Below are 15174 nucleotides of genomic sequence, written 5' to 3' on the forward strand. Positions count from 1 at the left end.
AGGTTCCCTGAATCAGGGTTGCGCTATCTTACAAGAAAACCGTTCATCCGAAGACTGTGTATCAGGAAAGTAGCGTTGCACCAGGTGCAATAATCTCGCGCTGCTTGGCCTGAAAGTCAGGTGGCGCGGCAGCGGTGGCCAGACAGATCCAGGGCGCCTGCCCATTGAGCAATGCGTCCTGCAGCCTGTCCAGATCATGCTGCCGCACGTTGAGGATAGCCCTGCGTACGCCATCCAGCGTCCAGGGTTGTGTAGCCAGGTGTGTCTGCCAGGCCCACTCCACGACCTCGGCGTTGCTCATCACCGCTTCATCGAACTGATCGGCCAGCAGTTGCTGTGAGGAAAGATCGAGCGTGACGCGCTCGCGCAACAAGGTGACCACCTGTTCCAGGATCATCGCCGGGCTGGCGTGGGGCGATTGCACGCCGATCATCAGCCCGTGCACGCCCTCCACCTGGCGCATGGCGCTGAACACCGCATAGCCCAGTTGCAGTTCGACCCGCAAACGTTGATAGACAGGGCCTTGAAGCAGGTGAGCCAGCAGCCTGCCCGCTGCCTCCATGCCCGCTGGCAGAGGGTAGAACAACAGGAGGGCATGCTCGCTGCCGTACCCGTCCACCGTGTGCCAACGACGGGCGGGCGGTGGGACGGGAACAGGCGCGCGGCCATGGCCAGGCAGGCCTTGCAGGACGGCTGCCAGTGCCCGCTGTGTATCTGTATCGAAACCCACAGCCAACCCATGCCAGGTGGCCTGTTGCCAGAGCCTGTCGAGTTGGGCCTGGCTTTGCCGTGACACGGTCACCGCCTGCACCTCGAGGCCTGCCACGGCGTTTGGCAACTGCTCGAGCAGTGCCCTGATGGGCATGGGCTCACTGGGTGGCACTGTGCGGTCAGCCCAGCAGTCGGCCGGCGGGGCCTTCAACAATGGCAGGGCAATCCCCATGGCGGTGACCACGGCCGAAGCTACGCCTGCGCAGCGCAGCGCCCATCCCTGGCCGGCCCTGGCGAAACTCAGCTGTACCGAAGCGCGCTCGCAGCGCGCTTTGAGTGGGGCCAGGGCTTGATCCAGAACGGCATGCAGTGATTCCTTCAAAGCAAGGGGTACCTGCCAACGCACAAGCAGGGCTGCTTGCTGACGCGTAGCAGGCAAGGCGTCGCTGATGCTCAGTCCACCGGGTAAGGACCACTCACCGGTCTCAGGCAACGGTGTGTGCAGCAACGGCTCGCTCACAGGGAGCTGCCAGCGACCCTGGTCCGAATGGGGCAGGCTCGCCAGAAGCGCAGCAAAAGCGCGCTGGCCCTGTGTGTCGAGCGCGGTAAAGGGAAGCCCTGCGCTGTCCCTGCGTGCCAGCTCCATGGCGCTGGCGCTGTGCTCACGACGCCTTTGCAAACGGCCGAATTCTCGATTGAGCTGCGCCAAGTCCGCGTTCTGCATGTATCCGAACCAGCCGTGAAGCAGGGCCATGGCCTGCCCAACAGCCACACCGGTGCCTGGCGTCAGGTCGATGTGCCAGAGCAATTGCCCGGCGAAGGCGTAGAGCGTTTCAACCTTGATGGCCTGCAACCCGCAGTGCTGGCGCGCGGCAGCGAGCCACATACCGGGCCGGCTGTCGTTCAGGCAACTGATCAGCAGCGCTAGGGCATGCTCTGCGCCGGCCGGCATCTGGTCATGAGCGAACAGTTGCGGGTTGCAGCTTGTGCCCAATGGGGGTGGAGGGCGCTGCAGCTCGCGCGTGCCGCTGGCGAACAGTTGTGCGGGGGGCACGGCCAACTGTTCCAGTTCATCCAGGGGCTGAGGGCCGCTCACCGCCAGCACCATTTGGCCACCCTGGTAATAGCGTCGGTGAAAGTCCCTCAGTGCTTGCTGGAAGGCGGGGTCTTGCAGCGGTAAGGTGTAACGGTTACCGGCCTGGAAGGCGCGCAACGGATGACACGGCGCGACGGATTGCAGCAAGGCATGATGCGCCTGGGCCTGACGACTGCGCGACCAGGCGATGAATTCGGCGTGGATCACTTCGCGCTCGTCGCGTTGGCGGGCGATGGCCAGGTCCGGCTCGGCCAGCATCTGGCACAGCCGCATCAAACCGCCCGCCAAGGCTGTGGGTGGGGTTTCGAAGAAGAAGTCCGTCGTCCGCTCGCGGGTGCTTGCATTGACCTGGCCGCCGAGCGCCTGCACGTAGCGCATCAGGCCATTTTCGAGGGGATAACGCGTTGTACCCAGAAAGAACAGGTGCTCGAGAAAATGCGCCAGCCCAGGCCACTTGGCAGGGGCGTCGTGGCCGCCCGCGTGCACCCTGAGCGCCGCCGCGGCGCGCTTGAGACGAGGGGCGTGGCGCAGAGTGAGCTGCAGGCCGTTGGCAAGGGTGAGCTGGCGGATGGTGTCAGGCATGGGGGCTCCGTGTGGTCCGACCATGCTAGCCTGCAAGCGCTGCGCTGTCAGTGATCCTGCCCAGGCGTTCGTCCGTGCAAGGCCTGACGCAGGTCGGTGAGGTAGGGGAATGCTCGACGGCCTTGCACCACGGCTTGCTGTTCCAGCTCGGCCAGCAGCAGGCATTCTTCATGGCCTGCCATGCCCAACACGCCGCCATCCGGGCCGACGATGCTGCTTTGTCCGCAATAGTCGATGGCGTCTTCCGTGCCGCAGTAGTTGGCATACACCAGGTAACACTGGTTTTCCTGGGCCCGGGCCCGCACCGTCACCTGGCAAACGAAGTCGTAAGGCTTCATGTTGGCCGTAGGGACCAGGATGAGCTCGGCGCCGGCCAAGGCCAGCCGACGGGCATTTTCCGGGAACTCGATGTCGTAGCAGATCAGCAGGCTGACTTTCCAGCCGTCCAGCTCGACGACCGGAAAATGATCCGGCCCCTGCGTGAACATCGTGCGATCAAGCTCACCGAACAGATGCGTCTTGCGGTAGTTGCCCAGGGTGCGGCCATCGGCAGCGATCAGTTGCGCGCTGTTGAAAACGGCACCGTTTGGGTCGCGTTCCGGGTAACCGTAGGCGATGGCGATGCCGTAGGTCTGCGCTGTCTGCATGATGTGCTGCGCTGACGGGCCATCGCAGGCTTCGGCCAGTTGCTGCACCTGGGCCGAGCCGATGTTGTAGCCGGTCAGAAACATTTCCGGGCAAACCAACAGTGACGCGCCCTGGCCGGCCGCCAACTGCGCCTGGTCGCGCAGCCGCTGCAGGTTGCCGGGCACATCCAGCGGGCCAGGCAGCGCTTGGAACAAGGCTATGCGCATGACAGCTCCTGGGTCAGTCGGCCAGCGCGATCGGGCCGATCTCGTCGAACACATCGCCTGGCCCCGGATTCTCGGGGTGGGTATGCCCGCCGAAGTGATTGATGATACCCCACACCGCATTGAGCGACGTCTGCACGGCGCCCTCCACCCAGGCAGGCGTCCAGGACACGTCGTCGCCGGCAATGAAGATGCCGCGCTGCTCGGCGGGCATGTCCTTTTGCATGAAGTGGGCATACATGCGTTGGTTGTAGCGGTAATGACCGGGCAGAGCGCCTTTGAAGGCGCCGAGGAAATATGGGTCCGCTTCCCACGACACCGTGATCGGATCGCCAATGATGTGGCCGGCGATGTCGGTCTTCGGATAGATCTTCTTCAGCGCGTCCAAGGCCAGCTGCACGCGTTTCTCGACCGGGTGTGGCAGCATTTTCAAGGCATCGCTCATCCAGGCATAGGACAGGCAGATGACCCCCGGCTTGTCGTCGCCGTTATCGAACAGGTACGTGCCGCGGGTCAGGCGGTCGGTCAGGGTCATGCTCAGCAGGTCGCGGCCGGTTTCCGGGTCCTTGTCCTTCCAGAACGGCCTGTCGACCATGACGAAGGTTTTCGACGACTGCATGTAGCGGGTGCGGTCCAGTGCCATCCACATTTTCTGGGAGAACAGCGATTCTTCGCAGTCGATCTGGGTGGTCAGCAACCACGTCTGGCAGGTGGCGAGCACGGCGCCGTACTGGCGGGTATCACCCCAGTTGTCGGTGACGGCCAGGCGGCCATCGGCAGCGCGCTGGATCCGCTTGACCCCGGTGCGGGGTGCGCCGCCATGCAGGGACCGCAAGCTGGTGCCCTCGGGCCAATGGGCGCAGCGCTCGGGCCGATGACGCCAGATACCTTGCGGTACCTGCTCCACGCCGCCCACGATCAGATGCTGATGATCATCGCAGTTGGTCATGACCACCCGGAAGATTTCCAGCATCGAGTTGGGGAAGTCAGAGTCCCAACCGCCTGTGCCGAAGCCTACCTGGCCGAACACTTCGCGGTGCAGGAAGCTGAGCTTGGCGAACGAGCGCGAGGTGGCGACGAAGTCGTAGAACGTGCGGTCGTCCCACAGCGGTACGAGTTTGTTCCACAGCGCCTTGAGGCGTGGTACATCGCGATCACGGATCGCTTGCTGGATATCGGCGAATTGCGCACCGCTTTCCAGCGCGTCAGCCCAGGCGTCGGCCACTTCATGAAACAACTGGGGAAGATCGGCAGGGGTTTCGGCGTAGTAGGTCTGGCCTTCGAGGTCGATCACCGTGCTGCTGGAGGCCGAGCTCAACGGGTTAGGGAAGGGCTTGGTCTGCAACCCTAGCTTGTCCACGTAGTGATAGAACGCCGTGGACGAGACCGGAAAGCGCATGCCACCCAACTCGGCGACGATGCCATCGGTGCCATTGAAGGCTTGCGAGCGCAGCCGGCCACCCAGTTTCGAGGCTTCGTATACCACTGGCTTGAGCCCCAGTTTCATGAGCTCGTAGGCGGCCACCAAGCCGGCGATTCCGGCGCCGATGATCGCGACTTCCTCGCCGTGACGTTGAGCCGGAATCGTGCCCAGGCCTGCCGGATGCTCCAGCCAGTCATCGAAGGCGAATGGAAAATCCGGGCCGAAAATGGTGATGGGTTTCTTGCCGTCGTCAGGGTGCCGGTTGTTCTTGTTCATTGAAGGACCTTGCCAGAGCGGCTGCGCGATGTGCTGAGCCTGAGTATAGGAGACGTCTGGCGGTCATTTTAGAGAGGGGGCGTTTCGTTATTAAGAAGCAGAATGAGGTCGAAATGTCTCAGGGTTGGTCATAGTGACGTGTCAGGTGAGCACTTTGACGATTTCGGCTTCATGAGCATTGGTTTCAAAGCGCCTGACCGCGATCCACCTTGCTGCTGAGGATGATCGACGTGGTGGTTTTTTCGACGCCCTCGACGTTGCCGATCCGGTCCAGCAACTGGTCCAGTTGTTCCGGTGACTCCGTGTGCAGCCAGGCCACGTAGTCGAACTCGCCGCTCACTGCGCACAACTGCCGCACAGCGGCCATCGCGCTTAGTCGTTTGACGACCTCTTTGCCCGAGCGTGGCTGCACCTTGATGCCCACATACGCTTGTAGCCCACCGCCCATCACCTGCTGCCCCAAGCGCACGCCATAACCGGAAATCACCTTGTTCTTCTCCAACCGCTCAAGCCGTGAGTTGACCGTGGTGCGAGCGATGCCCAACTGGCGCGCGAGCATGGCTACGCTTTCGCGGGCATTGATCTGCAACAGGGCGATCAGCTGGCGGTCGATTTCATCCAGGGCGAACGGGCGAGGGTCTGGCATGGCGTGGCTCGGCGAGCGAAAGGGGGGGAGGTAGCCTAGCTAGGCTGGGTGGGTGGGGGCAAGGAGGATTGCCCCGCTGCGCTCAGACGTTCATTGAGGCTCACTGGGCTATTTGGTAACGCGTACTGCGGCCGCCACCGGGCAGGCGTTCGATGCAGCCTTTTTCCAGAAGATCACTGAGGTGGCGAGTAGCAGTGGCTTTGGAAACTTTCGCTACGGCTTGGTACTGCGCTGCGCTGATACCTTGCTCGAAGCCGCGCTCGCCACCGTCGAGCAGACGGTTGAGTACTTTTACCTGCTCTGCGGATAACCCCTGGCCGCGGTGCGCCTGCCAGAATCGCGCCTTTGCCAGTACTCGATCAATACGTACGAGAGCCTTTTCCAGGCTGTTGAGCAAGGTGGTCAGAAACCAATACAGCCAACGGGTGATGTCCAGTCCACTTTTCTGACTGGCTTCCAGGATGCGGTAATAACCGGCGCGGTCGTCGAGAATGCTCGCGGACATCGCATAGAAACGGATGGCTTGTCGTTCACCTTGCGCCAACGCCAAGTCGGTGAGGGCGCGGGTAAGGCGGCCGTTACCGTCATCGAACGGGTGCAGGGTAACGAACCAAAGATGCGCGATACCCGCACGCAAGAAAGGGTTCAGGTTGGCATCGCGGCGACTGCGCTCGAACCAGACGAGAAAATCCGCCACTTGTGTTTCCAGGCCAGTTCGCGCAGGTGCTTCGAAGTGGACCGTCGGGCGGTGGAGCCGACCGGAAACCACCTGCATGGGCTCATCGCCGCGCAATGTGCCGATATGCAGAGGTCTTGACATCAGCGGGTCATCGCTTGGAAACAACCAGCGGTGCCAAATGAAGAGCCGTTCTGTGTCTAGCGTTTGTTCATACCCCTGAGTGGCATCGAGCAGCAATGCTGCCAGGCCTTCTGATCGCGGTGTGGCTGATTGGCTTTCCTCGTTCAACCCTAAGCGCTGCGCCAGCGATGAGCGCACGGAACCAACATTCAGTTGCTCGCCCTCGATGGCGGAAGAGGTGATTATGTTCTGCAGCATGGCATCCAGGCTGCTCTGCACTTCAGTGTCGTGCCCTGCGGCATCGAGCATCCCCAACAGACGGCCCTGCGCCTGACTGCAGGCGTGCAGCAGTGGGGCGAGTGTTTCAGTTTGCCAAGTAAACCCTGGCCAACCGGGCTGCTGCCAGATCCATTGCGGGTCATTCATAGGTTACGTTCACGTGAGCCGATTAGCGAGCCTATTCGGCTCATTAAATGAGCCGATAATGCCGCCTATTCGGCTCACTGTCCAATGCATAGCAGGGAACATAGTGGCCTCAAGGGCGGTTTCAACACGGGCATCGGGCCCATGACGTGATATGAAATGCAAAAAAGCCGCACAGTTGCGCGGCTTCGGAGAAGGTGGTTCGAACCTGCCCAGCAGAGCCTTTACCTTGTTGGCTTTTCTATACGCCCTTAACATGGCAGACCCTCGCAAGGCAGGAAACACCATGTGGTTCACGAATAAAAAAACGCTCAGTGCCGAGCAGGCGACTGCGCTCAATGACCAGGGCTGGGCGGCGTTCCGAGCACAGGATCTGGACGCTGCGCAGCAGTGCTTCGAGAACCTTGCCAAGGCGTGTCCCGACGACCCGCGCTGGATGAATGGCGTTGGCGCGGTGAGCCTGGCACGTGATGATCGCGCCAATGCTCATCGACACTTCCAGAGGGCCGCCGACCGTGATTATCCCGGCAGCCACTACAACCTGGGCATCATGGCCTACCAAGACGGTGATCACGACGTTGCCCGCCGACACTTCCAGAGGGCTGCCGAGCACGACTATCCGGGCAGCCACTACAACCTTGGCAGCATGGCCTTCCAGGAGGGTGACCACGACACCGCCCGCCAATACTTCCAGAAAGCCACCGAGTACGACTGTGTCCGTAGCCACTTCTACCTGGGCAGCATGGCCTACCAGGATGGCGATCACGATGCTGCCGTCGAACACCTCAACAAGGCTGTGCGCCACGATCATCCGGAGGCGTTGAACTTGCTGGGTGACGTCCATCTGCATGCAGAGCGTTATCCGCAGGCTGAGCAGGCCTACCGGCGCGCGGCCGAGTTGGGCAATGTCGACGGCTACAACAATCTTGGCCTTCTTTACTTGCAGCTCGAAGACTATCAACAGGCCAAGCAGGCGTTGTTGCAGGCCTTGGAGTCCGACCACGTCTACGCCCAGCACAACCTGGCTGTGGCCTATCACCGACTGGGCGAGCTCGAGGCGGCCGAGCGCTGGTACCTGATTTCCTTCTCAGAGCACGGCAACCTGCAGTCGCTGGAGAACCTTGGGCATGTCTATGGTGACAGTGGGCGTGAGGTCGAGGGCCAGGCGCTGGTCGCGGCCTCCGACAAGCTCTACGAGGATCAGCCACTCAACGATTACGAGCAGGCGTTGATCGACCGGTTGCTGGCCTGAGCCACGGTGACCTTGCCGCCCGCGCCGCCGACCCAGAAAGCCGAAAGCCGCGCAGTGCGCGGCTTTGAATATGGTGGGCCCATACGGACTCGAACCGTGGACCAAAGGATTATGAGTTGCTGGGCTAGGCGTTATGCCTAGCGAAATCACTCAAGGCTTGGAGGAGGTAAGCATAGCTGGAGGCCACGTAATACAAAGGATTTAGCGTAGTTCTTAAAAGGTTGACCAACCTGAGTACCGTACCCCAAATGTACAGGCACTCATGATGATCCATAAGGCATCTCTGTCCTGGCTGAAATCTATACCTGGGGGCAACCTCAGCCCTCCATTTTGATTATTGTCAGGCAGACCTCGCGATGGCAGAGCATTCGCGTAGGGTTTCGTGAGAAGGGAGGTGCTATGGAAGAGGTGCGGTTGGATCTTATTGATAAACAGCTAAGATTGATTCTGGCTGTGAAGCAGGGGCGGTCGGATAAATGGTGTCTTCAGCTCTGGAGCCGGTTCATTAAGGCTAGAGATGGCAATCAATGTGTCGTCTGTGCTTCAGATGATCGTGTTCAAGCCCATCACATCTTTCGTAGAGCCTTATACCCGCATGGTTGGTTCCAGCCTGGCAACGGCATCACCCTTTGCTACGAATGCCATGAACGGCAACACGCCACATTCAATAGAAAACCAAATCTGCGTTTGCCGGTTGATGCAGAAGGTGGTGATAACCTAGATGACTCCTTCGTTTACCTAGACTACTTGATCGAATCTGCGCGTGCCCAGGGCTTTGATCATGACGAGTTCTACTACATTGATGATCACATGTTGTTTTTTTTCATTCGTCTGCAGGAGTGCGATCACATGCGCAGCTTTGTAGGGAATGAAAAATACAGCCGCCTTCAAATCGCTCGCGAGGTATGGCGGACATCCCCACCAAGCATGGTGGCGGCACTCGTACGGGCAAATCTCTGAAATTATTTTAGAGGGATTCGCAATGGCCCGAGACCATCCGTGTGATCGTGTAGGTAGAAACCCCTTCAGCTTCATGATCGCTGGTGATACTGAGATGCCAGATTGTAGGTGAAATGTGCCTAGTTTCGATGCAGATCGACCATAGGTCTACGCAGCGTGCTGATCTCGGCAGAGCGCATACCCGTCTCAAAAGCGATACTGACGATCCAGCCAAGCATGGGATTGCTGTGCTTGTTCACTGCGGCCATGAGTCGTCTTTCTTCATCGGTAGAAAGGCGACGATTACGCCCTTCGCCCGGGCTTGGTTTGCGAATGTTCAGCACCGGGTTGAAGGTGAGGCCCAAGCCCCACTCCTGGATGACCACGGTGAATAGATGGCTGAGTAGGGCAAGCTCCAGGCGTACGGCGTTGTTGCTGGTGGTTCCTACGCGCCCTTTCTCGCTCAAGCGCTTGTCGCGATAGTTGGCAATAATTTCAGCAGAAAGCGCCGCAAGCGAATATTTGCCCAGGGGCTCTGTGAGCTTCTTGGCTTTCGATGTCTCGCCGCGTTGGTTGCAGGCTTCTTGGTGGGAGTGATGTCGTTCAGGTAGCGCTTGAGCGCCATTTCAAGCGTCATGCGCTCTGAGCCGCTGCACTGGATGTACACACCGCGCACCATCTCGTCTTAGGTGCGTCGTGACCAATCCTCAGCATCGCGTTTGGTGCGGAAGGTTTTGGCGTTGGTTGGCCACCCGGTCTTGCGGATAACGGCCCTCTAGGAACCGGCAGGGGTTTTGACGATTGAAGCCATCTGAAGGAGTCCAAAGGCGTGCAAGCGAAGCCGCACTGTACCTAATTTGTACCTTTAGACCATAGGACTGTATCTGAGGTGGTTCCGCCAAAAACACGAAAGCCGCGCAGTGCGCGGCTTTGGGTATGGTGGGCCCACACGGACTCGAACCGTGGACCAAAGGATTATGAGTCCTCTGCTCTAACCAACTGAGCTATAGGCCCTCAGTAGGAGGCGCGATTATAACGAGGGTTTCGCACCTGTGCCATCCGAAAGATCCGTTAGTGCTATACGAAGAAATTGCGCAGCGAATTCCTCCGGCAGCAAGGGCAGGCTGACGATGTAGCCCTGGATCTGCTCGCAGCCTTCGGTAGCCAGAAATCGCTGCTGGGCCTGGTTCTCGACGCCTTCGGCAATGATGGTCAGCTGCATGCTGCGGCCCAGCGCGATGATGGCGCGGGCGATAGCGGCATCGTGGGGGTCGTCGGGCAGGCCGCGGATGAAGGATTTGTCGATCTTGAGGATGTCCAGCGGCAGCCGCTTGAGGTAGCTCAACGACGAATAACCGGTGCCAAAATCGTCGATCGCCAGTTGCACGCCCAATTTCTTCAACTGGTGCAGAACCGCGAGGGCTTCTTCGGCTTGGCTCATGATGAAGTTTTCGGTGATCTCCAGCTGTAGATCGCCGGCCTTGAGTTGGTGTTGCTTGAGCAGTGCCTCGATGCGCCGTGCCAGGTTGGGTTGGCGAAGCTGCGCGCCGGCCAGGTTGATCGACAGCGGGCCAAAGGGTTCGTAACGCTGTTTCCAGACTTGCATCTGGCGGCAGGCCTGTTCCAGTACCCAATCGCCCAGTTGCAGGATGGTGCCGTTTTCCTCTGCCAGGTGGATGAAATGCTCCGGTGGCACTTCGCCAAATGTCGGGTGGCTCCAGCGGATCAAGGCTTCGGCACCGACCAGGGTCTGGGTTTGCAGGCTGAGCTTGGGCTGGAAGCACAGGCTCATCTCGTTGCGTTCGATGGCCCGGCGCAGTTCGTGCTCCAGGGCAACACGCTCACTGGCCTGGGCGGTAAGGTCGCGGGTATAGACTTCCACCCGGTTGCGCCCCTTGGCCTTGGAGCGGTACATGGCGGCATCGGCGTTGCGGATGAGCGTGGCGACATCGCTGCCGTCGTGTGGGTAGAGGCTTATGCCGATGCTGGCGCTGGTGAAGAACTCATGCTCGCCGGCCTGGAAGGGGGCGTTGAAACACGCCAGCAGCTTGTTGGCGATGGTGCTCGCGTCACTGGGCTTGTGCAGGCCAGGCAGCAGGATGATGAATTCGTCGCCCCCCAGGCGCGCCACGGTGTCCACGTCGCGCACCTGCTCTTTGAGGCGCTGTGCGATGCCCTTGAGCAGCAGGTCGCCTACCGGATGGCCGAGGCTGTCGTTGATGTGCTTGAAACGGTCCAGGTCCAGGAACAGCACGGCGCCTTGGCGATTGGACAGTTGTCCACAGGTCAGCACGGCCTGGAGCCGATTTTCGAACAGGGTGCGGTTGGGCAGGCCAGTAAGGGGGTCGTGATGTGCCTGATAGTCCAGCTCGGCTTGTGCGTGCTTGATGCTGGAGATGTCGGCGAACACCGCCACGAAGTGCGTGATCTCGCGCTCGGCATTGCGCACGGCACTGATGGTCAGCCAGCTAGGGTACAGCTCGCCGTTCTTGCGTTTGTTGTAGATCTCGCCCTGCCAGTGCCCTTCATCGGTCAGTTGATGCCACAGGGCAGCGTAGAAGGCGCTGTCATGCTGGCCCGAGGCGAGCAGGCGGGGGGTCTGGCCCAGCGCTTCGATCTCGCTGTAGCCGGTGATCTCGCTGAAGGCACGGTTCACCGCACTGATGCGCTGGTCGATGTCGGTGATCAGCACGCCCTCGGCCGTGTTTTCGAACACTGTGGCGGCCAGTTGCAGTTTTTCCTGCATCAGGTGGCGCTCGGTAATGTCCCGTGCGATGGTCAACATACAGTCGGTGCCGGCGATTGGCAGCGGGCGCGCAGACAATTCGCACAGGCGAATCTGCCCGTCGCTACGGCGGATATGGCAGGTGAAGTCGCGTACGAAGCCTTCTCGGTTGAGCTGGTCGAGCAGACGCTTGCGTTCATTGAGGTCTACCCAGATGCCAAGGTCCAGCGACGTCTGGTCCAGGGTCGGGTGCAGGGCGTAGCCGGTCAGGCGGCAAAACCCGTCGTTGACCTCCAGCAGCAAGCCATCGTGCTGACGGGACAGCAACAGGCCGTCTGGTGAGGCATGAAACGCCTTGGCGAACTTTTCTTCGGAAATCTGCAGTTGTTGCTGGGTTTCCTTGAGCTGGCTGATGTCGCGTACGGCGACCACCAGCGCAGGTGTGCCGTCGAGTTCGAAGGTTTCAGCAGACGTAAGCCCTGTGAACACCTGGCCGTTGCTGCGCCTGAAGCTCATTTCCAGGTTGCGGATGCCGCCCAGGTGCAGGCGCTCCAGCAAGCGAGGGCCTGAACCCTCGACTGCCCATAGATTGAGCTCGGTCGCCGTCCGGCCGATGACCTGGCCAGGCGTCAGGCCTATCTGCTCCTCGAACGCTTCGTTGACCTCCAGCAAGCAGCCGTCGCTGTGGCGGGCGATCAGCAAGATGTCCGGGCACTGCTGGAACACCGAGGCAAACTTCTGCTCGGACAGACGCAGCGCATCTTCGGTGCGCTTGGTTTCACTGATGTCGATCATCAGGCCGCGCATGACGGGCTGGTGACCATGCTTGATCATGCTGACGATGTTGCGCACCCACAACGCTTGGCCATCGGCACGAATCACCCGGTAATCCAGGCTGTGGTCGCGCCCGGCGGCGGTTTCGCTTTCGCAGTAGGCCTGAGCCCATAACGCATCGTCAGGGTGCACGATGCTGCGCCAGAAACCGGGCTTTAGCCAATTGCTCAGGGGGTAACCGAGCAAAGCTTCGGCATGGGGCGATACATAGCTGTACGTGAAATCGTTCACGTCCGCTTCCCAGGCGATGGCTGAAAGGCTCTCGACCAGACCACGGTAATGGTACTCGCTGCTGCGCAGCTCCTGTTCCAGTGCGATGCGCCGGGAGATTTCGGAGCTCAGGCGCCGGTTGATACGCATGACCGTGGCCAGCACCAGTACCAGCAACAATACGGTGGGTACGCCGTACACCACCAGATCGGACCAGAACATGCGGGCAGTGCCGTGCTGTGCGGAGGCTTGCGGGGAGTCGGGTTGCCCCGTGGTTGGGCTGGGCATCGCCACGGCGACGTACTCGGCGACCGAACTTGGCTGTTGCACTTGCGCAACGCCCGTCGTGGTCCACAGGCTCAGGGTCACCAGCAGGATTGCCGGCATCAGGGGCATAGCGGCCTCTCGCATTCAAATGGTCTGAGTCGAGTGTAGACGGCCAATCACCTCTGGATGGGTGTCAGGGAGGTTTTTTCAGGCTTAACAGGGCCTTGGAGACGGATGGCCAGTGGTGTGCGAAGCCTAGAAAAAACCCCGGCCTGGGCCGGGGTTAGTCATCACTCGTCGAGGAAGGAGCGCAGGTGCTCGCTTCGAGTCGGGTGACGCAGCTTGCGCAGCGCCTTCGCCTCGATCTGACGGATCCGCTCGCGGGTCACGTCGAACTGCTTACCCACTTCTTCAAGGGTGTGATCGGTGTTCATGTCGATGCCGAAGCGCATGCGCAGGACCTTGGCTTCACGTGCCGTGAGGCCCGACAGGACATCGCGGGTCGCTTCCTTGAGGCTCTCGACCGTGGCCACGTCGATCGGGGACTGCATGGTCGAGTCCTCGATGAAGTCACCCAGGTGCGAATCTTCATCGTCACCGATCGGGGTTTCCATGGAGATCGGCTCTTTGGCGATCTTCAATACCTTGCGGATCTTGTCCTCAGGCATTTCCATGCGCTCGCCCAACTCTTCCGGGGTCGGCTCACGACCCATTTCCTGCAGCATCTGCCGGGAAATGCGGTTGAGCTTGTTGATCGTTTCGATCATGTGCACCGGAATACGAATGGTGCGTGCCTGGTCGGCGATGGAGCGAGTGATCGCCTGACGAATCCACCAGGTGGCATAGGTCGAGAACTTGTAACCGCGACGGTATTCGAACTTGTCCACAGCCTTCATCAAGCCGATGTTGCCTTCCTGGATCAGGTCCAGGAACTGCAAGCCACGGTTGGTGTACTTCTTGGCGATGGAGATCACCAGACGCAGGTTCGCCTCGACCATCTCTTTCTTGGCGCGGCGAGCCTTGGCTTCGCCAATCGACATGCGACGGTTGATTTCCTTGATTTCGGAAACGGTCAGGCCGGTTTCGGTCTCAAGGTCGATCAGTTTCTGCTGGCACGCAACGATAGCTGCGTCCTTTTCACCCAAGGCCGCAGCCCATTTGGTGTTGCGCTTGGCAAGGTCACCGCTCCAGGTCTGGTCGGTTTCGTTGCTCGGGAACATGCGCAGGAAGTCGGCACGCGGCATGCGGGCATCACGCACGCACAGCTGCATGATGGCGCGCTCTTGCTGACGCAGGCGGCTCAGTGCGCCGCGAACGCGCTCGACCAGCACTTCGAACTGCTTGGGTACCAGCTTGATCGGCATGAACAGATCGGCCAGTGCCTGCAGGGCAGCAATGCTTTCCTTGTGATCACGGCCGTTCTTCTTCAGGACCTTGTTGGTGGCCTGAAGCTGATCGGATACCGCGCCGAAGCGTTGGGCCGCAACGACAGGGTCCGGACCGCTTTCGGTCTCTTCTTCGTCGTCGCTGTCGGACTCTTCTTCCTCGTCCTCGGACTCTTCCTTCGCAGCGGCAGTCTTGGCGCCTGGAATCGGCACTTCTTCTGTCGGTGCTGCGATGTTGTCATCGGGATCGATGTAACCACTGAGGACGTCCGACAGACGGCCACCTTCGGTGGTGACGCGGTCGTACTCGCCGAGAATGTAATCGACAGTGCCCGGGAAGTGGGCGATGGCGCCCATGACTTCACGAATGCCTTCCTCGATCCGCTTGGCGATTTCGATCTCGCCTTCACGGGTCAGCAGCTCGACCGTGCCCATTTCACGCATGTACATGCGTACCGGGTCGGTCGTGCGGCCGATATCGGTCTCAACTGCCGCCAACGCAGCAGCGGCTTCTTCGGCCGCGGCTTCGTCGGTGTCGGCTTCCGCCAACAGAAGGGCATCCGCATCCGGAGCACTCTCGAATACGTTGATCCCCATGTCGTTGATCATGCGGATGATGTCTTCCACCTGTTCAGGATCTGAAATATCCTCAGGCAGGTGGTCGTTGACCTCCGCGTAAGTCAGGTAGCCCTGCTCACGACCGCGGGTGATCAACTCTTTGATACGAGACTGCTGTTGCGCTTTTCCGGACATAA

Annotated in this window: 8 protein-coding genes, 1 tRNA gene and 2 pseudogenes; 2 read left to right on the plus strand and 9 right to left on the minus strand. The window is 60.3% G+C overall.

Annotation, left to right across the window (positions count from 1 at the left end):
* Positions 1 to 61: 61 nt before the first annotated feature.
* The 5 genes from pqqF to FH041_RS19440 all read right to left on the minus strand — a co-directional run bounded on the left by pqqF (position 62) and on the right by FH041_RS19440 (position 6810).
* Positions 62 to 2389, minus strand: a complete 2328-nt coding sequence (pqqF, locus tag FH041_RS19420) for a pyrroloquinoline quinone biosynthesis protein PqqF (RefSeq protein ID WP_140174971.1) — start codon at positions 2387 to 2389, stop codon at positions 62 to 64.
* A gap of 47 nt (positions 2390 to 2436) precedes the next feature.
* A complete protein-coding gene (locus FH041_RS19425; protein WP_140174973.1) occupies positions 2437 to 3243 on the minus strand; it encodes a carbon-nitrogen hydrolase family protein in 807 nt (268 codons plus the stop codon).
* 13 nt (positions 3244 to 3256) lie between these two features.
* Positions 3257 to 4939 (minus strand): NAD(P)/FAD-dependent oxidoreductase, encoded by a 1683-nt coding sequence (locus FH041_RS19430; RefSeq protein WP_027913612.1) that lies wholly within the window; start codon positions 4937 to 4939, stop codon positions 3257 to 3259.
* Positions 4940 to 5123: 184 nt separating this feature from the next.
* Positions 5124 to 5585, minus strand: coding sequence for an Lrp/AsnC family transcriptional regulator (locus FH041_RS19435; protein WP_027913613.1), 462 nt, complete (start codon positions 5583 to 5585; stop codon positions 5124 to 5126).
* 100 nt (positions 5586 to 5685) lie between these two features.
* On the minus strand, positions 5686 to 6810 hold the full coding sequence (locus FH041_RS19440; protein ID WP_140174975.1) for a Fic family protein: 1125 nt from the start codon (positions 6808 to 6810) through the stop codon (positions 5686 to 5688).
* A gap of 283 nt (positions 6811 to 7093) precedes the next feature.
* On the opposite strand from FH041_RS19440, the gene FH041_RS19445 reads away from it, so the two are divergent.
* Together FH041_RS19445 and FH041_RS19450 are read left to right on the plus strand one after the other, a co-directional pair.
* A complete protein-coding gene (locus FH041_RS19445) occupies positions 7094 to 8059 on the plus strand; it encodes a lipopolysaccharide assembly protein LapB (RefSeq protein WP_027913615.1) in 966 nt (321 codons plus the stop codon).
* Positions 8060 to 8458: 399 nt separating this feature from the next.
* Complete coding sequence (locus FH041_RS19450) at positions 8459 to 9019, plus strand: HNH endonuclease (RefSeq protein WP_033694887.1); 561 nt, start codon at positions 8459 to 8461, stop codon at positions 9017 to 9019.
* 125 nt (positions 9020 to 9144) lie between these two features.
* On the opposite strand, the pseudogene FH041_RS19455 reads toward FH041_RS19450, so the two are convergent.
* The 4 genes and pseudogenes from FH041_RS19455 to rpoD all read right to left on the minus strand — a co-directional run.
* Positions 9145 to 9764, minus strand: a pseudogene (locus FH041_RS19455) (site-specific integrase); the annotation flags it as partial.
* 171 nt (positions 9765 to 9935) lie between these two features.
* Positions 9936 to 10012, minus strand: a tRNA-Ile gene (locus FH041_RS19460).
* A 16-nt stretch (positions 10013 to 10028) separates the two neighbouring features.
* Positions 10029 to 12992, minus strand: a pseudogene (locus FH041_RS19465) (EAL domain-containing protein); the annotation flags it as partial.
* 332 nt (positions 12993 to 13324) lie between these two features.
* Positions 13325 to 15172 carry an RNA polymerase sigma factor RpoD gene (rpoD, locus tag FH041_RS19470; protein ID WP_027913617.1) on the minus strand — a complete coding sequence of 616 codons (1848 nt, stop codon included), beginning with the start codon at positions 15170 to 15172 and terminating at the stop codon, positions 13325 to 13327.
* Between the last annotated feature and the right edge of the window lie 2 nt (positions 15173 to 15174).

Origin of the sequence: Pseudomonas sp. SWI7 (genome assembly GCF_006351945.1) — a bacterium.
In the GTDB taxonomy this organism is placed as follows: domain Bacteria; phylum Pseudomonadota; class Gammaproteobacteria; order Pseudomonadales; family Pseudomonadaceae; genus Aquipseudomonas; species Aquipseudomonas fulva.

Excerpts from the sequence above, each read along its gene's own strand:
- pqqF (WP_140174971.1), bottom strand. The coding sequence starts at position 2,389 with ATGCCTGACACCATCCGCCAGCTCACCCTTGCCAACGGCCTGCAGCTC.
- FH041_RS19425 (WP_140174973.1), bottom strand. The coding sequence starts at position 3,243 with ATGCGCATAGCCTTGTTCCAAGCGCTGCCTGGCCCGCTGGATGTGCCC.
- FH041_RS19430 (WP_027913612.1), bottom strand. The coding sequence starts at position 4,939 with ATGAACAAGAACAACCGGCACCCTGACGACGGCAAGAAACCCATCACC.
- FH041_RS19435 (WP_027913613.1), bottom strand. The coding sequence starts at position 5,585 with ATGCCAGACCCTCGCCCGTTCGCCCTGGATGAAATCGACCGCCAGCTG.
- FH041_RS19440 (WP_140174975.1), bottom strand. The coding sequence starts at position 6,810 with ATGAATGACCCGCAATGGATCTGGCAGCAGCCCGGTTGGCCAGGGTTT.
- FH041_RS19445 (WP_027913615.1), top strand. The coding sequence starts at position 7,094 with ATGTGGTTCACGAATAAAAAAACGCTCAGTGCCGAGCAGGCGACTGCG.
- FH041_RS19450 (WP_033694887.1), top strand. The coding sequence starts at position 8,459 with ATGGAAGAGGTGCGGTTGGATCTTATTGATAAACAGCTAAGATTGATT.
- rpoD (WP_027913617.1), bottom strand. The coding sequence starts at position 15,172 with ATGTCCGGAAAAGCGCAACAGCAGTCTCGTATCAAAGAGTTGATCACC.